Source organism: Mesorhizobium sp. M3A.F.Ca.ET.080.04.2.1, assembly GCF_003952525.1.
Taxonomy (GTDB): Bacteria; Pseudomonadota; Alphaproteobacteria; order Rhizobiales; family Rhizobiaceae; genus Mesorhizobium.
The window spans coordinates 1,753,963-1,775,000 of the sequence record NZ_CP034451.1; the positions used below are offsets into that span (position 1 = coordinate 1,753,963).

Annotated in this window: 17 protein-coding genes; 7 read left to right on the forward strand and 10 right to left on the reverse strand. The window is 58.3% G+C overall.

What is annotated here, in order from left to right; genetic code table 11:
* Positions 1-2: 2 nt before the first annotated feature.
* A complete protein-coding gene (cysN, locus tag EJ074_RS08615; protein WP_165349888.1) occupies positions 3-1,940 on the reverse strand; it encodes a sulfate adenylyltransferase subunit CysN in 1,938 nt (645 codons plus the stop codon).
* 2 nt (positions 1,941-1,942) lie between these two features.
* Positions 1,943-2,848, reverse strand: coding sequence for a sulfate adenylyltransferase subunit CysD (cysD, locus tag EJ074_RS08620; RefSeq protein WP_245420323.1), 906 nt, complete (start codon positions 2,846-2,848; stop codon positions 1,943-1,945).
* A gap of 417 nt (positions 2,849-3,265) precedes the next feature.
* On the opposite strand from cysD, the gene EJ074_RS08625 reads away from it, so the two are divergent.
* Entirely contained in the window at positions 3,266-4,561 is a 1,296-nt protein-coding gene (locus tag EJ074_RS08625; protein WP_129553014.1) for an O-antigen ligase, read from the forward strand.
* Positions 4,558-5,487, forward strand: a complete 930-nt coding sequence (locus tag EJ074_RS08630; RefSeq protein ID WP_129553015.1) for an NAD-dependent epimerase/dehydratase family protein — start codon at positions 4,558-4,560, stop codon at positions 5,485-5,487. Before EJ074_RS08625 ends, EJ074_RS08630 begins: the two co-directional genes overlap by 4 nt.
* On the opposite strand, the gene EJ074_RS08635 is transcribed toward EJ074_RS08630, so the two are convergent.
* The 4 genes from EJ074_RS08635 to EJ074_RS08650 all read right to left on the reverse strand — a co-directional run bounded on the left by EJ074_RS08635 (position 5,475) and on the right by EJ074_RS08650 (position 11,511).
* Positions 5,475-6,011 (reverse strand): sugar transferase, encoded by a 537-nt coding sequence (locus tag EJ074_RS08635; protein WP_281033656.1) that lies wholly within the window; start codon positions 6,009-6,011, stop codon positions 5,475-5,477. The two genes, EJ074_RS08630 and EJ074_RS08635, sit on opposite strands and share 13 nt — an antisense overlap.
* Before the next feature lie 4 nt (positions 6,012-6,015).
* Positions 6,016-6,966 carry a glycosyltransferase family 2 protein gene (locus EJ074_RS08640; RefSeq protein WP_245454808.1) on the reverse strand — a complete coding sequence of 317 codons (951 nt, stop codon included), beginning with the start codon at positions 6,964-6,966 and terminating at the stop codon, positions 6,016-6,018.
* A 58-nt stretch (positions 6,967-7,024) separates the two neighbouring features.
* The gene (locus tag EJ074_RS08645; protein WP_165349889.1) at positions 7,025-9,037 is read right to left on the reverse strand and encodes a nucleoside-diphosphate sugar epimerase/dehydratase; all 2,013 of its coding nucleotides are present in this window, start codon (positions 9,035-9,037) and stop codon (positions 7,025-7,027) included.
* 254 nt (positions 9,038-9,291) lie between these two features.
* Positions 9,292-11,511 carry a rhamnan synthesis F family protein gene (locus EJ074_RS08650; protein ID WP_129553016.1) on the reverse strand — a complete coding sequence of 740 codons (2,220 nt, stop codon included), beginning with the start codon at positions 11,509-11,511 and terminating at the stop codon, positions 9,292-9,294.
* A gap of 450 nt (positions 11,512-11,961) precedes the next feature.
* Between EJ074_RS08650 and EJ074_RS08655 the strand changes: the two genes are divergently transcribed.
* The 5 genes from EJ074_RS08655 to EJ074_RS08675 all read left to right on the forward strand — a co-directional run bounded on the left by EJ074_RS08655 (position 11,962) and on the right by EJ074_RS08675 (position 16,590).
* Positions 11,962-12,777, forward strand: a complete 816-nt coding sequence (locus tag EJ074_RS08655; RefSeq protein ID WP_245454809.1) for an ABC transporter permease — start codon at positions 11,962-11,964, stop codon at positions 12,775-12,777.
* Positions 12,778-12,779: 2 nt separating this feature from the next.
* Complete coding sequence (locus EJ074_RS08660; RefSeq protein WP_129553018.1) at positions 12,780-13,523, forward strand: ABC transporter ATP-binding protein; 744 nt, start codon at positions 12,780-12,782, stop codon at positions 13,521-13,523.
* Positions 13,524-13,553: 30 nt separating this feature from the next.
* Positions 13,554-14,306 carry a class I SAM-dependent methyltransferase gene (locus EJ074_RS08665; protein ID WP_129553019.1) on the forward strand — a complete coding sequence of 251 codons (753 nt, stop codon included), beginning with the start codon at positions 13,554-13,556 and terminating at the stop codon, positions 14,304-14,306.
* A gap of 332 nt (positions 14,307-14,638) precedes the next feature.
* Positions 14,639-15,328 carry a hypothetical protein gene (locus EJ074_RS08670; RefSeq protein ID WP_129553020.1) on the forward strand — a complete coding sequence of 230 codons (690 nt, stop codon included), beginning with the start codon at positions 14,639-14,641 and terminating at the stop codon, positions 15,326-15,328.
* A gap of 110 nt (positions 15,329-15,438) precedes the next feature.
* On the forward strand, positions 15,439-16,590 hold the full coding sequence (locus EJ074_RS08675) for a glycosyltransferase family 61 protein (RefSeq protein ID WP_245454864.1): 1,152 nt from the start codon (positions 15,439-15,441) through the stop codon (positions 16,588-16,590).
* Positions 16,591-16,629: 39 nt separating this feature from the next.
* Here the strand turns inward: EJ074_RS08675 and EJ074_RS08680 are convergent, their stop codons facing one another.
* From EJ074_RS08680 to rfbB, 4 genes are all read right to left on the reverse strand, one after another.
* On the reverse strand, positions 16,630-17,517 hold the full coding sequence (locus EJ074_RS08680) for an NAD-dependent epimerase/dehydratase family protein (RefSeq protein WP_129553022.1): 888 nt from the start codon (positions 17,515-17,517) through the stop codon (positions 16,630-16,632).
* A 6-nt stretch (positions 17,518-17,523) separates the two neighbouring features.
* Positions 17,524-19,008, reverse strand: a complete 1,485-nt coding sequence (locus tag EJ074_RS08685; protein WP_165349891.1) for a glycosyltransferase — start codon at positions 19,006-19,008, stop codon at positions 17,524-17,526.
* 61 nt (positions 19,009-19,069) lie between these two features.
* Entirely contained in the window at positions 19,070-19,954 is an 885-nt protein-coding gene (gene rfbD, locus EJ074_RS08690) for a dTDP-4-dehydrorhamnose reductase (RefSeq protein ID WP_129553024.1), read from the reverse strand.
* Positions 19,951-21,027, reverse strand: coding sequence for a dTDP-glucose 4,6-dehydratase (rfbB, locus tag EJ074_RS08695; RefSeq protein ID WP_129554013.1), 1,077 nt, complete (start codon positions 21,025-21,027; stop codon positions 19,951-19,953). The genes rfbD and rfbB overlap by 4 nt, the downstream gene beginning before the upstream one ends.
* Positions 21,028-21,038 lie beyond the last annotated feature (11 nt).

Sequence of the window (21,038 nt, forward strand, 5' to 3'; positions counted from 1 at the left end):
CGTCAGATACCGCCGCCATTGTCATATTGGTCTTCAGCAATGTCGCGCTCATCCAGCCAGCGTTCCAGGGCTTCCGCCATCTCCTGAGGGCTCTTGCCGAGCGTCTCGAGACGGATTTCGGGGTTTTCCGGAGCCTCGTAGGGCGAATCGACGCCGGTGAAGTTCTTGATCTCGCCGCTCAGCGCACGCGCGTAAAGGCCCTTCGGGTCGCGGCGGGCGCATTCCTCGAACGGCGTGTCGACGAACACCTCGATGAACTCGCCCTCGGCCATGAGCTCGCGTGCCATGCGCCGCTCGGCGCTGAAGGGCGAGATGAAGGAGACGATGACGATCAGCCCGGCATCGGCCATCAGCTTCGCCACCTCGGCGACGCGGCGGATGTTCTCGACGCGGTCGGCGTCGGTGAAGCCGAGATCGCGGTTCAGCCCATGGCGGACATTGTCGCCGTCGAGAATGTAGGTGTGACGGCCGGACGCGAACAGCTTCTTCTCGAACAGATTGGCGATGGTCGACTTGCCCGAGCCGGACAGGCCGGTGAACCAGAACACCGCCGGGCGCTGGTTCTTCAGGTCGCTGCGGCCGCGCTTGCCGACATCCAGCGACTGCCAGTGGATGTTCTCGGCACGGCGCAGCGAATGGAGGATCATGCCGGCGCCGACGGTGGCGTTGCTGATGCGGTCGATCAGGATGAAGGCGCCGGTGGTGCGGTTCTCGCCGAAGGGATCGAAGGCGATCGGCGCCCGCGTCGAGAGGTTGCAGACCCCGACCTCGTTGAGGTCCAGCGACTTCGCCGCCTCATGCGCGAAATCGTTGACGTTGACCCGGTACTTCAGGTCGGTGACGGTGGCGCTGACCTGGTCGGTCTCGGTGCGCAGGATGTAGGAACGACCGGGCAGCAGCGCCTGCTCGTCGAACCAGACGATGTTGGCGGTGAACTGGTCGGCGACCTGCGGACGTGCGGCCGGCGACACCAGCATGTTGCCGCGCGACACCTCGACCTCGTCCTCGAGGACGAGCGTGACGGCCTGGCCGGCAACCGCCTGCTTGAGGTCGCCGCCATGCGCGACGATGCGCTTGACACGGGTGGCCCTGCCCGACTTGGCGACCACGACCTCGTCGCCTTGCGAGACGGTGCCGGAAGCGATGGTGCCGGCAAAACCGCGGAAATCGAGGTTGGGACGGTTCACATATTGCACCGGGAAACGGAACGGCAGTTCGACGGCGGCCTCGTCGACCGACACGGTCTCCAGATGCTCGATCAGCGACGGCCCGGAATACCAGGGCGTGCGCTCCGATCGATTGGTGACGTTGTCGCCATAGCGCGCCGACATCGGGATCGGCACAATGCTCGTGAAGCCCAGTCCTTTGGCGAACTCGCTGTAGTCCGCCACGATGCGATCGAAGACGCTCTCGTCGAAGCCGACGAGATCGATCTTGTTGACCGCAAGTATAATGTGGCGGATGCCGAGCAGCGAGGCGATGATCGAATGGCGCCTGGTCTGGCGCAGCACGCCCTGGCGCGCATCGATCAGCACGATGGCGAGGTCGGCGGTCGAGGCGCCGGTCGCCATGTTGCGCGTATACTGCTCGTGGCCAGGCGTGTCGGCGACGATGAACTTGCGCTTCGGCGTGGCGAAGAAGCGGTAAGCGACGTCGATGGTGATGCCCTGCTCGCGCTCGGCCTCCAGCCCGTCGACCAGCAGCGCGAAGTCGACATCATCGCCGGTGGTGCCGTGCTTGCGCGAATCACGCTCGAGCGCGGCGAGCTGGTCCTCGAAGATCTGCTTGGTGTCGGACAGCAGCCGTCCGATCAGCGTCGACTTGCCGTCGTCGACCGAGCCGCAGGTGAGAAAGCGCAGCAGCGACTTCTTCTCCTGCGCGGCCATGTAGTCGCGGATGCCATCGGTCGGGGCAAGGCTCTTGGCCATGATGTGGCGCATGTTCAGAAATACCCCTCGCGCTTCTTCTTTTCCATCGAACCCGCCTCGTCGCGGTCGATGAGGCGGCCCTGGCGCTCGGATGTGCGGGCGGTCAGCATCTCGCCGACGATGGCTTCAAGCGTGTCGGCATCCGAATCGATGGCGCCGGTCAGCGGATAGCAGCCCAGCGTGCGGAAGCGCACGAGCCGGTTCTCGACCGTCTCGCCGGGACGCAGCTGCATGCGGTCGTCGTCCTTCAAGATGAGCATGCCGTCGCGTTCGACCACCGGCCGCTGCTTGGCGAAATAGAGCGGCACGATCGGGATGTTCTCCTGCAAGATGTACTGCCAGATGTCGAGCTCGGTCCAGTTCGACAGCGGAAACACGCGGATCGATTCGCCCGGCGCGATGCGAGTGTTGAAGATCTTCCACATTTCCGGCCGCTGGTTCTTGGGATCCCAGGCATGGTGGGCATTGCGGAAGGAAAAGATGCGCTCCTTGGCGCGTGACTTCTCCTCGTCGCGGCGGGCACCGCCAAAGGCCGCGTCAAAGCCGTATTTGTCCAGCGCCTGGCGCAGCGCCACCGTCTTCATCACATGGGTGTGGGTGTTGGATCCATGGTCGAAGGGGTTGATGTTGTCGCGCACGCCGTCCTCGTTGACGTGGACCAGCAGGTCGAAGCCGAGCTTCTGCGCCATCTGATCGCGAAAGGCGATCATCTCGCGGAACTTCCACGTCGTGTCGACATGCAGAAAGGGAAAGGGCGGCTTGGCTGGATAGAAGGCCTTCATCGCCAGGTGCATCAGCACGGAAGAATCCTTGCCGACCGAATAAAGCATCACCGGCTTGGAAAACGAGGCCGCAACCTCACGGAAGATGTGGATGGATTCGGCCTCGAGCCGCTGCAGGTGCGTAAGCGCGATATTCATGGACTGTTGAACGTTCTTTCGTGCCGGGCGGACTTGCATGAGACATTGGCGCCGTTTTCGTGAAACAGCCCGGCAAACCCTGGACCCTTTTGGCGGGCGTTCTAGCAGATCGCTCTGGTTTAGAACAATGCCAGAGAGGCCAGCCGGCGACCAGTTACGGAATGAATTTTCCACGCAAGCCTTACGTTGCGAAAAATCCTGCCCGCGGAGTGAGTGGGCCAAAAGAGCGAAGAAAACTTGTTGCCGCGCCCGCAATCTTCCGCATTTTTGGAGGTCGCTGTGCGGTCATGCCGCCCATCTTTTGGTTCCGGGCAAGGCCAGCCGCCCTATCGCAGAGCTGTGGCAGCCGCTATACCGGCCCGGGGACCTGGCAACACCAGCGGCAGGGCAGCTTAATCCAAACTGCGAAGCAGAGTATTGAACGCGCTTTCATCCCTCCGCCGGCACTTCACGCCCGCACAGATCAATATCTACTTCTCGATCGGCTGCTTCTTCTCGCCGCCGGTGCTGGGATCGGCGGTCAGCTTCGTCTTCCATGGCGGCGCACTGTGGTCGGTGATGCTGCTCGCCTTGAAGCGGCGGCGCTTCAACATCGACAGGCCAATGCTCGCCATGACGATCGCGATCTATGCCTATTGCGCGGCAGTGGTGCTCGCCTCGATCGTCAACGGCACGCTTGAAGCGGACTTCAGGTTCTTCCTGCCGCTGGTCACGCTGATGTTCTTCCCGATCTCCTATTCGACATGGAGTATCACCGACAAGACGACGCTTGCCCGCATCGCGGTGCTCGCGAGTGCTGCCGCTTGCATCGGCGCCCTGGCGCTCGCCATCGTGCAGTATTACGGCATCGGCATCAGGGCCGAAGGCGGCGCCGGCAATGCGATCGTGTTCGCAACGGTCACCTGCCTTGCCGTGGCAACGAGCCTTGCGGGGCCGCTGTCCGGGATCGAGAGGCGGAACTGGAAGCGGCTGGCGGTCGCGGCGCTCGCCGGCACCGTCGCGATCCTCTATTCAGGGTCGCGCATCATCTGGCTCGCGCTGCTGCTGGCGGTGATTGCCGTGGTCCTGATCAACCGAGGCAGGCTGGGCGGGCCGAAGCTAAGGCGCCTGGCGATGATCGCCGGGGCGGCCGGCGTGGCTGTCGCCGCCATCGGCTTTCCCGTCTTCATGGATCGGGCGGACTTCCTGTTCAGCGACTGGACCGCACTGGCCACGAAGGGCGATCACTCGACAGCGCTAGGACTGCGCGTGGCCATGTGGCAGATCGGCGCCGAGGCGTTCCGCAACGCGCCGATCTTCGGACACGGCATCACGGCCAGCCGCGAGCTGATGAAACAGGGTTTTCACGACCAGTTCGCAATGGAGCAAGGCTTCAACCATTTCCATAACGGTTTTCTGACCGCGCTGGTCGAGGCCGGCCTGCTGGGCGCCATCGCCCTGGCGGCGATCTTCGTCGTCGCGGCGTGGAATGCGGCGCGGGTGCTGCGGGCCAGCGCGGAGGCGACGGAGCGGCTCGGCGCGACAATGGTGATCGTCACCGTCATCACCTACCTTGTCGGCGGGCTGACCGGCATCTTGCTCGGCCATGACATTCTCGACGCGACGCTGATGGTGTTTCTGGTCTCCGGCACCTATCTGGCCTGTGGGCGAACGGTGTCGCCGACCGGAAAAAGCGCGCCTGCCGTGGCGCCGTCCGCCGGCCAGCTGCGATGAAGGTTCTGGTCACCGGCGCGACCGGCTTCATCGGACGTAGGCTCGTTGACCGGCTGCGCGAAGCGCAATTCGACGTCCGGATTGCTTCGCACCGCCCGGAGGCAGCGAGCGGTAACGACGTGGTCCGACTACCGGAAGCCGAGGCTTCGGACGAGGACTTCCTGGCGCTCATGCGCGATGTGACGCATGTCGTCCATTGCGCGGCGCTCAACAACGACCGCGCCGCCGGCGAGAGGGACTATCTGGCCGCCAACGCGACGCTAAGCGGACGGCTGGCGAAAGCCGCGGCCGGGCGCGCCGACGGGCGTTTCGTCTATCTTTCGTCGATCCGCGCCGTCGCCGGCCCCGGCTTCAGCGGCACGATCAGCGAGGCGACGTCCCCTGCCCCGCAATGCGCCTATGGCCGCTCTAAGCGCCAGGGCGAGATCGAAGTGCAGGCAGCCTTCGCGTCAGTGGGCCGCGCCGCCGCGTTGCGCCTGCCACCGGTGTATGGCGAAGGCATGAAAGGAAACCTGGCCACGCTGATGCGGCTTGCCGACACTGCCCTGCCGGTGCCGACAGGTGCCCTCACCGGGCTCCGCTCGCTGATCTCGGCCGACGCAGCGGCGGGTGCAGCGGTGCATCTGTTGACCCGACCTGGATCGCTGCACCCGGCCTATGTCGCGAGCGATGCTTCTCCTGTCGCGACGTCCGACATCATCGCAGCGTTTCGACAAGGATTCGGGCGCCCGGCTCGCCTTTTGCCCCTGCCCGCCCGGCCGCTCATGCTGGCGGCAAGGCTGCTCGGCAAGCAGGCATCATGGCGGGCCTGGACCGCGTCGCAGACCTGCGACCCATCGCTGCTGGTCTCGGAGGGCTGGAGACCGCAAGCCGACACGCTCGGCCGGCTCGAGGAACTGGCGCGACGGGCTGGTCAATCCCGGTAGAGCGTGCCGAGCAAGATCTTGACATCGAGACCGATCGAGGTCGCCTGCAGATAGGCGGCATCGGTCTCGGCGCAGATCTTCGGGTCGGACATGTCGATGCCGCGGATCTGGGCAAGGCCGGTGATTCCGGGGAGCGCGGCCAGCACGCCGAGTTGCCGGCGGCGCTCGATGAGTTCCGTCTGCGTCGGCAGGCATGGACGCGGGCCGACCAAGCTCATCTCGCCCCTCAACACGTTCCAGAGTTGGGGCAGTTCGTCGATCTTGGTCCTGCGCAGAAATTTGCCGGCGGCGGTGACCGAGCTGGACGGCGCCTCATGGGTCGGCAGGGACGGCGTTCCCGCATACATGGTGCGCAGCTTGTGGCAGGCAAACGAGACGCCGCCGCGGCCGACGCGAAGCTGCGAAAAAATGGCGGGCCCGGGCGACGTCAGACGGACCGCCAGCATGGCGACCAACAGGACAGGTGATGTGAGCACCAGCATGCCAGCCGCCACGATCACGTCAAAAGCCCGCTTTGCCGTCACGGCATCAGATCCGGCGCCAGAGGAAGGCGAGATAGAGTCCCAGCGTGCCCATCAAGGTCTGCCGGTAGACGCCGCTCTTGCTGAGCAGGCTGAAACGCCTGAAAACGTTGCCTTTGCGCGCCCTGATGAACAGGCGAAGGCAAAGCGCGGCCTCGCGCGTGAGCAGATCCCGATTGGCGGCGAGCCCAGTGAGGTTGCTGTCGGTCCAGGTGGCGAACTGGCCTTGGAACAAACGCCCGAGCCGCGAGAGCCGCGCCTTCCACGAGACATTGGCGCCGACGAGGTTCGCCCCATGCTGCCGGTATCTGACCAGCGGCCGCGGCTCGTAGCGGACCTTGCCGCCGGCCGCGGTAATGATCAGATAGGCCCACCAGTCGTGGCTGACGAATTCAGCCCTTGCCGAGGCCTTGGCCAGAAGCATGCGCGCCGCGCGGTTGAGCAGCATCGTGTTGCCGCCGGCGATGCTCTGCACCAGCGCGTTGCGAAACGACGGCGGCCGCCGGAACAGAGGCGAATGGCCGGCCGAGACGCCGGTCTCCGAAATGGTCGCAGTGCGCGAGCAGAACAGAAGCGGCATTTCTGCGTCCAGGGCCTCCATCCAGCGGATGGCGCTCTCCAGCCGGTCTGCCTCCCAGATATCGTCCTGGTCGCAGAAAGCGTAGTAGTCGGCGTCAATGCGGGGATCGACGATCATCGAGCGGAAATTTGCGGCGAAGCCCTTTCGCGGACCGTCGACCATGGTGAGCGAGCCCTTGTTCCAACGCGGCCGCCACGCCTCGATGATGGACCTCGTGCCATCCGCGGAGCCGTCATCGGAAACCCATAGATCGATTGCAGGCCAGGACTGCGCCAGCAGGGATGAGAGCTGCTCGTCGATGAAGGCGGCGCCGTCCTTGGTGCCCAGCAGGACGGCGACGCGCTGGTCAGGTCTGGTCACGGCTTCGGAATCACTCACCTAAGGGCGTTCGGACGGGCTTCAAATACCCGAACATGGACCGGCAGCACAGACCCAATCAGCCCGAGCGTCCCACCGCTTTCGGCAGCGCCTGGTCGCGCGCGCCGCCGGCAGCCTGCTCGACCCGGTGCAGCCCCGCCAGGACGGCAAGGGCGGCGGCCTTGTCCTGGTCGCGCATGGCGGCCTGCAGCGCCGTCAGCGCGGCCTGGATGCGCGGCCATTCGACGACATCGGTCCTCAGGCCGAAAATCTTGGCGATATCGAGCTTGACGACCTGCTCGCCCTCGCCCTGCAGCGTCTCGTGCAGCTTCTCGCCGGGCCGGATGCCGGTGAAGCGGATCGGAATATCGGTGTAGGGGCTCTTGCCGGCCATGCGGATCATGGTTTCGGCGACTTCGAGGATCGGCACGGGCTTGCCCATGTCGAGCATGTAAATGGCGTAGTCGTCCGCACCCTGGCGCTGCTCGGCATCGGCGGCCGACATGATGACCAGGTCGACGGCCTCCGACACCGTCATGAAATAGCGGGTCATGCGCCGGTCGGTGATGGTCACCGGACCGCCGGCCTCGATCTGAGCCTGGAAGATGGTCGCCACCGAGCCGGTGGAGCCGAAGACATTGCCGAAGCGCACGGCGATGAATTTGGTGCCGGGGGCGGCGGCGTGACTCGCCTCGCCGGCCTGCGACGCCGGCCGGGCGGCATGGACCTCGTGCAGCGAGGACACGATCTGCTCGGCCGCCCGCTTGGTGATGCCGAGCACGGAGGTGGGGTCAACGGCCTTGTCGCTGGAAATCAGCAGGAACTGCGGCACACCGCATTTGGCGGCGACCTCGGCGCAGGCGAGCGTGCCGAAGATGTTGGTCTGGATCGCCGCTTCCCAGTTCTCCTCGAGCAGCGGCACATGCTTGAGCGCAGCCGCGTGGAAAATGATCGCCGGCTTGAACTCGCCCACGAGGCGCATCATGTGGCGACGGTCGGTGACGTCGACGATGCGGCTGGTCAAGCGATCGCGATCCTCCTCCTCGATCAGCTGGTCGAGCTGGAAGATGCCGAATTCCGAGAGGTCGGCGACGAGCACCGCTTCGGCACCGAGTTCCAGCGCCCGCTTGACCAGGATGCGGCCGATGGAGCCGGCGCCGCCGGTGACCAGCACGCGCTTGCCGCCGACAAAGGCGGAAATGCGCTCGATGTCGGTGGCGACGGCCGAGCGGCGCATGATGGTCTCGATCTCGACGGCGTCGAGCACCAGCTTGCCGCCCTGCCCCAGCTCCGAGAGGCCCGAGAACTGGACGACGGCGATGCCGCTGTGGCGGGCGATGCGCACCAGCTCGGCGTAGTCCTCGATGTCGCGCTCGGCGCCGTTGCCGAAGATCACCAGGTCGAGGTTCTCCGTGCCGTTGACATAATCCTCCAGCACCTCGACCAGGCGCGGCCGGACCGCGACCACTGGCACGCCCTGGATCTGCGTGCCGAGCGGCGCGTCGCTCCCCGTCGCCATGATGCCGGCGATGGCATATTCGGCCGGCACTGCGGTGCGGGTGAAGCGGACGATGACGTCGGCCTCGCTCAGCCGGCCGATGAACAGCGCCTGCTTGACCGGGGCGTCGCCGGGCGCGCGGCGCAGGATGCGCCAGCTCGCGCCGTCGCGCAGGAACCGGTAGTAGAGCCGCGGCGCCGAGATGATGGTGAACGAGACCAGGAAGAAGACGATGAACTGGCGTTCGTTGAGGCCGGCGACAGGCTCGAAGAAGCGGAAGGCCAGCGAAGCGAGATAGAGGACGACAGTGAGGCTGCCGCAGCCCTTCAGGATGTTGAAGAAGTCGGGCGTGGAGGCAAAGCGCCAGACCGTGTTGTAGAGCCCGCAGGAGCGGAACAGCACATGCGCCACCAGCACGATGAGCGCCCAGCAGACCAGCCCGCCATAGGAAAGCGCCTCGAAGGAGAGCCGCGACTGCGACAGGACGAGGCTCAGCGCCACAGCGACCAGAACCATGACGAGGTCCTGGATCATGATGATGGCGCGCCGCATCCTCGGTCGGAGTTCCGATACGGCTTCTACGTAGAAAGTCATTGGGTAGTACTAAACTCCAGGCGCAGGGACATTACTACCAGAACGGCGACGAACCGAAAATCGTCCGCCGCCACTCCAGATTGCATTCCCCAAGCCTGTCGCCCAGGTACCGCAATTAGCGCGGAGTTGGAGGGAGGGCTAGGTTTTTTTCGGGAGGACGGCCAGCAGAGCGCCGAGTGCTACCTGATACCCGGCTACTACAAGCCGACCTCGCTACATCACGGTCTGACGGGAACAATCATCTAACCGGGTAGTTAATTTGTGAGAAACGCCGCTAGGTCCGTAGGATCATACTTTGTTCCAACGAATGGAATCTCGATGATCTCCTTATGCTCACATATTAACCCAATTTTTTCTTCCGCCAGCTCTACGGATCGAGCTACAGCCAAGGCAAGTGTATCAGGCGTTACCTGATCGAGAGCTACAAAATTCTCACTGCGACGGACAATTTCTTTCGCATCATAATTGTTCGAGACGGTGATCAAGCCAGAATAGGCCATCTCTAAAGGCGGGTAGCTGGGATGCGGCGAAATCATCAGAGAAATTCCAACGCATGATCGGCTCAAATATTTCGCGTACTCTTCAAGGCTGACTTTTCCGGGAACCGAGCCATTTTGAATCGGCCAAATCCTGTTCTCATCAAAGTTCTCCCCCAAGAACACGACGTGCCACTTGCTAGCTTCAATCGGGTTCCTTTGCTGCCATAGCGATAGGCCGTCCACAATTATCTCGAAACAATTCCTGGCTGCGGTGGGCCTGCCATAACAAAGAATGATCCTCTCTTTTGGCACAAGCCTTACGCTGCGCCTGATCGTCTCGTTTATGCGGAATGGAATAACCATCTGGTCGGTACGTCCAAACCTCCGACTTATATAAGAGGAGAGTTCTTCCGAATTAACGAGCCATGCCACCCTCTCGTCAAACTGATATGTCGATTCCGCAATAGCCCACCGCGAAGACCACTGTATGAAGTTCGACTCATAATCCTGGATGAAATACACAGCCTTGGCGCGCCTCCCAAAGGCCTTCTCCTGGAACTGCGCAATCGAAGTGCGCAGATATTCGGACCACCAGGCCGTTGAGATGTACACATCGTCTCTACGCACATCCATGCGACGCGTACGGTCGAACGCCTCGAAAACGACTGCCTGACTATCAACTGCATTCAGCGTAAACTCTTGAAAATTACCAAGGTGATTCGGCTCGACTGCTGAGTCGAGAACAACAATTCTCTTGTCAAAGCTGGATAGCTGGGCAGACAGTTCGTCAAACGTCTTGATGGCCGTCGAGATCCCGCCAAACACCCATAGCGGATCTATGGTAGGCAACAGTAAATTTATTCTCGGTCTATGAATATTTGACTTTACCAACCTCAATGGCCGAAGTTCTGGGTATTCTCTGCTCATCAAAAGATCTGATCGCCCAGGCTCCTCGAAAAGCGGTAGGTAAACCTTTTGCAGGATACTCGATTCCCCTGGGTTTTCGACTGTAAGAAGGCCTTTTGATCGAACATCAGCATTGTTTTGGACCTTCAGCCAATGAAATCCGGCACATTCGGCAAAATGGAGATAAGTTCGCTCAATCGCGTGCGCCAATGTGCCGTCGACCTGACCTACCTCGTTTGGAAAATCATCGAACGTCAAACCCAACTCAAGGAGCGGCTTCAAAGCCGCAGACCGGCCCCAAAACATGGATCCGGATGGAAATTCTAGGAAGCTATCCTTACTAAGATTCCAATGAGCTTTCGCCAGAAGAGCTTGCGCAGCTTCGAAATCGAACCCCCAATTCAGCATTCCGCGTATAGGACCAAAATGCTGAGGAAATACAACGCCTAGATTCGCATCTGAAGAAAAGAGCGCCAAAATCGACCTAACGATCTCTTTTGATCCAATAAGGTTCCTAAGTAAATATTCTCGCCATCCTTTCAGTGAATCCAAATGCGGCGATTTCTTCGTATGCAGATGGAGAAATATCTCATGGGTATCGTATACATCACGAAATCCAACGATTTTCGGCGCAATATCTCGGCCCCTATTCTGAAAAACTCGAACTTCCACGTTGCGGAATCCGTTTCGAATGCAAATATCTAGTATTGCCCTTTTTTTCACCTCGTCCGACGTTGATATATATAGAGAGAATTTTTGCTCAATGTTCTTAAAATACGGGATTAGTTCCTGAAAAACATCTGTATAAAACGCATGGACGATCACTGCAATATTTTCCGGCATCGGAACGGCAGCGGTATTCGGAAGCGGTATCCGGAGGGCGAGATCATCTTCAGGAAAAGGGCGCCGCGCATTCGTCGCGCCATCCTTGTTGAAAAATAAAAAGGCGGGGCTGAGACGCGGCTTTCCAACCCGAATAAGGGAACGCCTTCTTGCGAGGAAGCGGAGCGCTCTTACCCCGGTAGACTGCAGTCCTTCGGTTTTAAGGATATGGAGAGCGCGGGTTACCAATGAGAGCGCCATGCGCATTCTGAACCTTCTTATTGGATATCGGGTAACTCGGGAAATCGCTCGTTGATACCTCCTTCACCACAGCATGAGAGCCGTCAAGGCCCGCTGGTATCCATCAGACAGCGGTTGCAGTTGTCCGCCTACCGACAGATCGGACAACGTACAGGATCCTACACCGTGAAATCAGCACGCAGGCCAGCTTCTTATCAGATGATATAAGGAACCCTACCAGAAAGTTCTCCAGGGGGATTGGGCCCGCACACGTGCCGTCATCGGTTTCTGCCAGTCACCCCTACGCCGCCAAATAAAAGCAGCACTTCCCCGTTTTGACCTCACCGTGGCATGTTCACCGGTACGACGTGGATCGCCGGCGTGCCGGTTGCCGCGCACATTGGTCGCGGGGCTTCGGCTTCCTATTCCGATCCAAATGTTTTATTCGCTGCCGATTGAACGTCGATGAGGTATCCGTTGGTTTTGGCGGCCGAAAGCATAACTAAAGCCCAGGACGCATTGCGTGACATTGCCGAAGCGATCGACAAGCATCACCTTGCGACGACATTCGGGTGGCAGGATGTGGCTCAACGTTATCGCAGGTCGCGCGTCGGCGCCTTTTGGCTAACGATCAATATGGGCGTGCTCATTGGCGCCTTGGGCCTTATATTTGGAAACTTGTTTAGGTCTCCTATGCAGGAGTACCTTCCGTTCATCTGCAGCGGCGTGATCATCTGGGGCTTCATCTCCTCCTGCCTCAACGAAGGCTGCACAAGTTTTATCAGCGCCGAAGCCATAATTCTTCAGGTTCGCATGCCATTATTTACACATATTTTAAGAACTGCATTTCGGAATATGGTTATATTTGCTCATAATCTTGTTATTTTTCCGATTGTGATTTTAGTTCTTGGACGCAACTTTTCCTTATGTACTATGCTATCAATCGTTGGATTCATTTTTGTCTCTTTGAATTTGCTTTGGATGATGCTTGTTCTTGGCGTTGTCTGCGCTAGATATCGCGATCTTACCCAAGTTATACAAAACCTATTGCAAGTTTTTTTCTATATCACTCCCGTCATGTGGCAGATCAAGACGCTTCCGGAGACCGCTTCTCGTTATCTGTTTGATCTCAACCCATTTTATCATTTGGTTACAATCGTACGCGAGCCATTGCTCGGCGAGGCGCCGGCGGCAATGAGCTGGAGCGTTGTTGTTGCCATGATGGCATGCGGGTGGGTATTCGCGATTTGGTTTTTTGGCCGCTACCGTCAACGCATTGCCTACTGGCTTTGAAAATGTCCCACGTTCATCTCGACAATGTCTCCGTAGCGTTTCCCGTATACAACGCGGCGAGCCGATCGTTCAAAAATCGTGTCCTGAGCGTTGCAACGGGGGGGGCCATCGAGCGGCGTCATGACGGAAATATCGTCGTGAAGGGTCTCGAGAATATCAATCTCGATATCAAAGAGGGAGAGCGGGTCGGCCTGATCGGGCACAATGGTTCGGGCAAGACAACGCTGCTACGCGTACTTTCTGGAATTTACGCACCGACGTCTGGCAGCGCCACTATCGACGGTGAGTGCGTGTCGCTCATCAATATCAGTCTTGGGATAGACCCCGAGGCGACGGGTCGAGAAAACATTCGTTTGCGTGCCGCTATGATGGGGCTTACGCCGTCTGAATTACGCGCCAGGCTCGACGAAATCGCCGAATTCTCCGGGCTTGGGGATTTTTTGGAAATGCCTTTCCGCACATACTCATCCGGCATGCAATTGAGGTTGGCGTTCGCAACATCAACGTCGATCCGGCCGGAAATTCTCATTATGGACGAGTGGCTTTCGACCGGCGACGAAGATTTCAAAGAGCGCGCTAATAGGCGCCTGCGAGAGATTGTGAGTTCGACAAAGATTCTGGTTCTGGCGAGCCACTCCAGAGAACTGTTGCTCCAAAACTGCAATCGGATTGTTTGGCTGGAGCATGGGCACGTCAGGTCGGATGGGCCAGCACCGGATGTTGCCGCCCAATATTTTGGTAGTTAAAGCTTCAGCGAAAAGGGACGGAGCCCAACCATGAGTACCTCCACAAACGAAAGCCTAGATTTTGGACACAGGGTCACGGGGTTGATTTACCATGAATTTCTGAGAAACATGCATGAGCACTTGAACCCGAGAAACTATTTCGAGATCGGAACCTTGCACGGCGTCACATTGGCGAACGCGAAATGCCCATCGATCGCTGTTGATCCGGTTTTCCGGCTCCAAACAGACGTTATGGCAGAAAAGCCGACATGTCACTTGTACCAGCAAACGAGCGATGATTTCTTCGCCGAGCAGAACTTAACTGAGCTATTTGGTGAACCAGTCGACTTTGCTTTCTTAGATGGAATGCACCTCTTTGAATTCCTGTTGAGAGATTTCATAAATACTGAGAAGCAGTGCGAAAATGGCTCAATTATAGCGCTCCATGATTGCCTTCCTTTAGACCATTACATGACGGTAAGATCGCCGGATGATCCCATTCGGCTAAATACAGCTTATGAAGGTTATTGGACAGGCGACGTTTGGAAAATTGTTCCGGCGCTGCAGAAATATCGCCCGGATCTGTCAATCACCGTCATAGATTGTGTGGGTACAGGTTTGGTCCTCGTGACTAATCTCGATCCAAATAGCACTGTCCTTGCCGACAATAGCCAAGTTCTCGTCGAGGACAACGCATATGATTTCGGCGCTGATCGGCTTCATGCCTACTGGAATAGCGTGGCAATTACACCAGCTGAACGCCTCTTGGACAGCGCGTCGCTGGCCGCAAAGTTTCGTCTTTAGATGCCAGGTCGGCTGGAATTGGCGATTTGACGGGCCGGGCCTCAGCAATCGGCGCTGGATTGGCGCCCCGCATTGGTTTGGTCGCGCAATGGGGGCACGCGCGATGGCGGTGACTTTTGACACTGATCGGGGATGCAGTTCAGATCAGTCGGCTCCGTCCACAGTGACATTGGTGGGGATATCTGGCTCGACGTGTCGCTCGGTCGCTGGAACATCTCGGGCGATGGTGAGAACATCCCTTGGTAGTCGCCGCAGGTTCGCCCCCGCTCCGCGTTTTTCAATGGGGTGGTTGGCTGTTCCCAGTAAAGCTGCATCGATTGGGTGAGGGCTTGATGTTCTCGATTGCCAACCTCCTGGTGCGACGTGGACGTCCGCAACCAGACGCAGGCCTGGAGCAGGCCAGCCACCAGCAACTGCATACAAAACGAATCTTCATCAGCGGAACGGGCCGGGCAGGCACCACGTACCTTGTTCAACTTTTGACAAAGCTGGGACTTGATACAGGAACGTGGACCGACGACGAATACTTCCCAAATGCGCGCGCTGGCCTAGAAAGACACATCTTCGACCTGAATGCACCTCAGATAGTGAAGAGTCCTTTTCTCTGCGAGCAAGTCGACGCAGTTCTGGCCGCAGGCGTGGCAATCGATCACGTCATTATACCAATTAGGCGCTTGGAGGACGCTGCGGCGAGTCGAATTCTTGTCCAGCAGGCTACCCCAGGGAAGAATGTCAAAGGGGGCTTGTGGGACACTGAGGTCCCCGAAGCCCAGATTGAGGTTTTGCGAAGAAAGTTAACGAGTCTAATAGAGGCTTTGGTGCGACACGATATACCAATGACGCTTCTCTCTTTTCCCCGAAGTGCCACAGATGCGCCTTACCTATACAGAAAACTTTCGCCACTGATTCCAAATATGGAAGAATCATTCTTCAACCGTGTTTTTGCTGAAGTTGCGAGGCCAAACTTAATACACGATTTTTCCGCACCTAATTCCCTGGGAGAGCTGCAAGATGGCACATAACAGCGGACGGAATCGTCTAGGTTCGTCGGGGCAGTTTAATGATCTGGCCGTTTAATAGATCGAGGCCACAGAGAACGTCGCCTCGACTCTCAGACCCGAAGTCCAAATTGATGTTTCGGGACCTCACCTATCGTGATCCCTTACAACTCCCCCGAGTTGAACTTGGCGATCTCGAATCGTCAACGAATAGCGTGTGGGTCGAGCGAGAGGCAGGCCCGTATCCGTCTCCCCGCACGGCTCCTGCCTTTTATGACCGCGCGTCTGGTGGCATTACCAACATGGCCTTCGGCATGCCACCGATCAGACCAGCAGTTTTCATCGCAACCTTGGACGACGTTCTTCTGACAGGTACCCGGGGCCTTGTAACGAGCGACAGCCGGTACTGCTTTGACGAGAATTTCCCGACGCTAGACATTCAAAGTATAGAGACCTCAAGACTAGGGCAGCCCGAGTACCATCTCAACCAGTGGATGGGTTTTTCTTCTGTGGGCCGACCCGGTGTCTATCAACTCCGTGAGGAAAAGCCGATCATCGAAATAGACGAACCCATTGCGCTGTTATCCTCGTCTGAAGGACCGAACTTCGGAGCGTTCATCTATCGAATGTTGCCAAAGGTCACCGCTTTGGCACGCATGGACAACAAGATAAAAATTCTAGCACCGCTCTATCATGAAACGTTTCGGCAGTTCCTTATTGCGGCAGGAATTGACGATTCTCGTATCATCCCGCATTGGTTGGTAGACCACTGGTATCGTTTAAAGCGTGTCTTTGTTCCAAGCATAAGGAATCGGGACGTGTGGTTCGACGATGAAACGATCGGCCTCTTCGACGGAATGCGGATGCGACATGGCCGCCCGCACGGAGGTCGCAAAGTATATCTTTCTCGAAAAGCGATCGAAGGTCATCCTCGCAAAATGGTCAACGAGCCTGAGTTGATTGATGCGCTTGTCGCAAGAGGGTTCGAGGTCGTCCTACCGGAACAAATGACTGCGGTAGAGCAAATCGGAACATTCTCCTCCGCCGAGACGATTGTCTCCGCAGCTGGTTCAGCAATCTACAATGCTGCTTTTTGTTATCCAGGAACCCGCTTCATCGATATAGAAAGTGAGCCTCATTGGATTAACGGGCATGTTCGGATATTTGCCTCGCGGGGGCTGAACTTTGGCGTATACGAAGGCTTAGCTCTGGATACCAGCGGCAAACCCCATGTCCCCTTTAAGGTCGACGTGCCCGGGCTCATGGCAAGGTTGGACTCCTTTTGACCACCAATTGACCAGAAAAACTCGGGTACAGACCACAGGTTAAGGTCGGACAAGCTCCTCAATGATTTCAAAGAGATTTCTGCTCGGATACCATCCAAGCGTATCGGCGATCAGTTTGTATGACAAAACATTCGATCGAACATCGACATATCGAGATGGCCGGTAGGATATTTCTATCGATCTCGAAGACACTCGCTCAATAAGCGACACCACCTCATTTATACTCGTTCCAACCCCAGATCCGACGTTAAAAACTTTATTATACGCAAGTACGTTGTTTATGCTGAGCACAATTGCCTTGGCAAGATCTTCTACTTGGAAATAGTCTCTGATAGCAGATCCGTCTCCCCATACCTCCAACGTAGATCCTGTCATCGCTGCATGCACAGCATTCTTGACGAATCCTACCCGGCCGACATCCTGATCAACGCCAACGGGGTTGCTTGGACGCAAGATAGTCAAGGGAATGCTCAATTCAGCAAGTGCTGTTTGCAACATAGTTTCGACCATAAGCTTACCAGCACCGTAAAAGCTTATTGGTCGAGTCGGGTGATCCTCATTGATCACCAGCCCGGTTTGTTGGCCATAGACGGTTCCGCCGGACGACACGAACACTATGTGCCTGATTGAGGAAGAGGGCACCACTTCAAGGAAACGCGCATAAGGTAGAAGATTATGGACAACCTCGGATTCGGCCCGATTGGCAAACGAGCCCGGGCTCGATTGACTAACCAGCAATACAACTGCGGACACATCTGTCAGATGGTCGCGGTAGGAAACGGGGTTTTCGAACTCAATGGGTATTGCAGATACATCCCCCAAGTTTACCTTGTGGGAAAATCTTTTATGAGCGATTCCTGAGGCGTCAAGTATTTTTATAACATGACGACCAATGAATCCAGTACTTCCAAACACCGCAACAGTCATTTTCGCTTAAGTGCCTATCCTCGCAATATTCCGGCCTAAGGTGTCAAGTTTCCTTACATATGCATCCATGTCAAACCGCTGATTTGAGATCCGTTGCATCGCGAATTTCTTTTTTCTCATCCATACCTGGTCGGATGCCATCTTTACGAAAACATCCGCTGCAGCAGATGCGTCCAGATAAGGCACCACCAGTTGTCTGGCATCGATATCCCCCGACATAATCTCTGCCATGCCGCTTCCGTGCTCAAAACAAACTAGAGGCAACCCGCGAGAGACGGCTTCAATGCTGACGTTTGGGAGTGGATCAAGCCGCGAGCTTAGGAAAAATGCGTCGGCGCTTGCATAAGCCCAATCGAGATCTGGAACTGCCTCAAGGAACTCAACGACGTCGGTTACATCTGACCGAACGACTTGCTCATTCAAGAATTCCTTCAATTCGTACCCGCTGCCGTGCACGCTTCCGATCCAAGTGAATCTAAGTTTGATTTTAGGAGCTCTTTTTTTTGCGGCAGCGGCCGCACAAACGAACAGATCCACCCCTTTGCGCCATTCGAGTGTACCCACGCCAATCACGACAAAGTCGGCGCCGTTGCGAAACTCAGCCAAGGCGTTCACGCCTCTTTTGGCAGCGTTTTTGGTGTGCGGCACTTCCGATCTCCCCTGTGCTATAATGTGCGACGGCCTCATCTTGAGCGAAGGAAATTTGTCGAAGGATGATCGGCGCACGACTTCTGCGGGAAAAACGAGTTCTGACAGATTTTGCATTGTCTTGGCGATCTCCCGCATGTGGACGGCGAAAGTAGCGAACTCGTGAACCAGGCCAATGACAGGGGCCCCAAGTTTAAAAAATTCATTTGCGAGAGGGAATGTTATCATACTATTCGCCAAAATGTAATCTGGCTTAAACTGTGAAATTGCTGATGTCGCTATGCTGCGTAACTGCGGCTCGTCATTATGACTTATACCATTAAATGGTATCACAATGTTAAATTCATCATGAAATCTCTCCGCAATGTCCCCAGATGAAAGTGATATAACAACAATATTGTAGTCAAAATTTCTCTTTAAGTAATATCCGATGTTCCACCCTAGTATCGGAGCACCGGTTCTCGACAATTCATGAACAAGCAGAAGAATCGTACGCTTTGTTTTCTCAAGAGCGACTGTCGCGGCCTCAAACTCTTCTGTCTGGGCACGACCGAGTCGTCCCTCTCGAATGCCGTAGGTAACAAAATGTGACAACAAGTTGCGCCCGCTTAACGCGACATCGGGATACCGCCCGCCGTAAAATCTCGGATCGAACTTTTCGGATGGCCGGAATCCTAGGTTTTCGCCAACTGATACGTAGTGAGCTATGAGGTCACCAGACCGCTCTCCCTCGCCGAGTTGGTCAAGGTAGTATCGGTCGTCAAAAAGGCCGCTTTGCCGAATAATCCTCACGCTATTCCGCAAAGAAACCCGCTCTCGCAGAATCTTCATAATCTCGTTCACTAATACCCCCAAATATCGGATATTGGTTCTTCCCGAAGTTCCATTCGACATTGCAGCTCAATCAACTTGGCATAAGCCGCCGGATGATCGACTCCGCCGAGTGGCGCCATTCCGATTTCGTCCACTGAAATGTGATTGCAAACTTCTCGCTCGACAGCCGCGAATTGGCCGGCCGTCTCGCCTTGGTCGGATAGTCCGTGGTCGCGATGTCGCGCACCCGCGCGTGCGGGCCACCAAACGCCCGGCTTGTGTCCAGGATATGACGGGCGAAGCCGCTCCAGTTGGTCTCGCCGCTGCCGGCCAGATGGTAGATGCCCCAGGCGGCGAAATTCTGGTCGTCGCGCAGCCTTGCCGCCACGTGCAGGATCGCGTCGGCGATGTCGAGCGCGGAGCTCGGCGTTCCTGTTTGATCGGCGACGACCGAAATCTCCTCCCGCTCGGCGGCGAGCCTCAGCATGGTTTTGACGAAATTCTTGCCGAAGGGGCTGTAGACCCAGGCGGTGCGCAGGATGAGGTGGCGCGGGTTGGCGGCAGCGACCGCCTGCTCGCCGGCGAGCTTGGAGGCGCCGTAGACGCCGAGCGGTGCGGTCGCGTCGGTCTCGACATAGGCGCCGTCCTTGGTGCCGTCGAAGACATAGTCGGTCGAGATCTGGATGACGGGAACGCCGAGCCGCGCCGCAGCCTCTGCCACCTTGCCGGCGCCGACGGCGTTGACGGCAAAGGCCAGGTCGCTCTCGTCCTCGGCCTGGTCGACGGCGGTGTAGGCGGCGGCCGAGACGACGAGGTCCGGCCGTGCCGCCTCGAGCGCCGGAAACACCGTGTCGGGCCGCGTCAGGTCGAGCGTCGGGCGGCCGACGGCAACCACTTCCACGTCGCTGCGGCTGCGCGCCGCCTCGATCAGGCTGGCGGCAACCTGGCCCTCGCGTCCGGTGACGGCAAGCCTCACGCCGCCCCCTTCCTGGCTTCGACCTGCCCCAGTCTTTCGCCGGCATAGCGCTGCTCGCGGATCGGCCCCCACCACCATTTGTTGTCGAGGTACCAGTCGACCGTCCTGGCCAGGCCGCTGTCGAAATTCTCCCTCGGCGTCCAGCCGAGATCGCGGGCGATCTTGGAGGCGTCGATCGCATAGCGCCGGTCGTGGCCGGGGCGGTCGGTGACGAAGCTGATCAGGTCGCGGTGGCTTTTGCCGCCGGCCCGCGGCCGCCTCAAGTCGAGAAGGTCGCAGATCGCCTCGACGACGCCGAGATTGGTGCGCTCGGAGTTGCCGCCGATATTGTAGCTCTCGCCCGGCCGGCCCTTCGTGGCGACAAGCTCGAGGGCGCGCGCGTGATCCTCGACGAACAGCCAGTCGCGCACATTGGCGCCGGCGCCGTAGACCGGCAGCGGCTTCTCGTCGAGCGCGTTGAGGATGACCAGCGGGATGAGCTTTTCCGGAAAATGGTAGGGGCCGTAATTGTTCGAGCAGTTGGAAAGCACCACCGGCAGGCCGTATGTCTCATGCCAGGCCCGCACCAGATGGTCCGACGCCGCCTTGGACGCCGAATAGGGCGAGGACGGCGCATAGGGCGTCTCCTCCACGAACATGCCGGTATCGAAGGGAAGATCGCCGAACACCTCGTCGGTCGAGATATGGTGAAAGCGGAAGCCCGCCTTTCGCGTCTCCGGCAGGCCGCGCCAGTAGTCGAGCGCGGCGTTCAGCATGCGATAGGTGCCGACGATGTTGGTTTCGATGAAGGCGCCCGGCCCGTCGATCGAGCGGTCGACATGGCTCTCGGCGGCGAGGTTCATGACGATGTCGATGTCGTCGCGGCGCAAGATTTCCAGCACCGCGCGCTCGTCGCAGATGTCGGCCCGCTCGAAGCGGTAGTTGTGCGCGTTCTCGATCGGCCTGAGCGAAGCGAGGTTGCCGGCATAGGTGAGCTTGTCGAAATTGGTGACGCGGTAGGCCGGATTCGCGCACAGATGCCGGCATACGGCCGAGCCGATGAAGCCGGCACCGCCCGTCACCAGAAAGTTCATGCCGCCGTCCT

Bases quoted from the DNA above. Each gene is read 5' to 3' on its own strand.
- cysN (WP_165349888.1), bottom strand. From the start codon at position 1,940: ATGCGCCACATCATGGCCAAGAGCCTTGCCCCGACCGATGGCATCCGC.
- cysD (WP_245420323.1), bottom strand. From the start codon at position 2,848: ATGAATATCGCGCTTACGCACCTGCAGCGGCTCGAGGCCGAATCCATC.
- EJ074_RS08630 (WP_129553015.1), top strand. From the start codon at position 4,558: ATGAAGGTTCTGGTCACCGGCGCGACCGGCTTCATCGGACGTAGGCTC.
- EJ074_RS08645 (WP_165349889.1), bottom strand. From the start codon at position 9,037: ATGACTTTCTACGTAGAAGCCGTATCGGAACTCCGACCGAGGATGCGG.
- EJ074_RS08650 (WP_129553016.1), bottom strand. From the start codon at position 11,511: ATGCGCATGGCGCTCTCATTGGTAACCCGCGCTCTCCATATCCTTAAA.
- EJ074_RS08660 (WP_129553018.1), top strand. From the start codon at position 12,780: ATGTCCCACGTTCATCTCGACAATGTCTCCGTAGCGTTTCCCGTATAC.
- EJ074_RS08665 (WP_129553019.1), top strand. From the start codon at position 13,554: ATGAGTACCTCCACAAACGAAAGCCTAGATTTTGGACACAGGGTCACG.
- EJ074_RS08670 (WP_129553020.1), top strand. From the start codon at position 14,639: ATGTTCTCGATTGCCAACCTCCTGGTGCGACGTGGACGTCCGCAACCA.
- EJ074_RS08675 (WP_245454864.1), top strand. From the start codon at position 15,439: ATGTTTCGGGACCTCACCTATCGTGATCCCTTACAACTCCCCCGAGTT.
- EJ074_RS08680 (WP_129553022.1), bottom strand. From the start codon at position 17,517: ATGACTGTTGCGGTGTTTGGAAGTACTGGATTCATTGGTCGTCATGTT.
- rfbB (WP_129554013.1), bottom strand. From the start codon at position 21,027: ATGAACTTTCTGGTGACGGGCGGTGCCGGCTTCATCGGCTCGGCCGTA.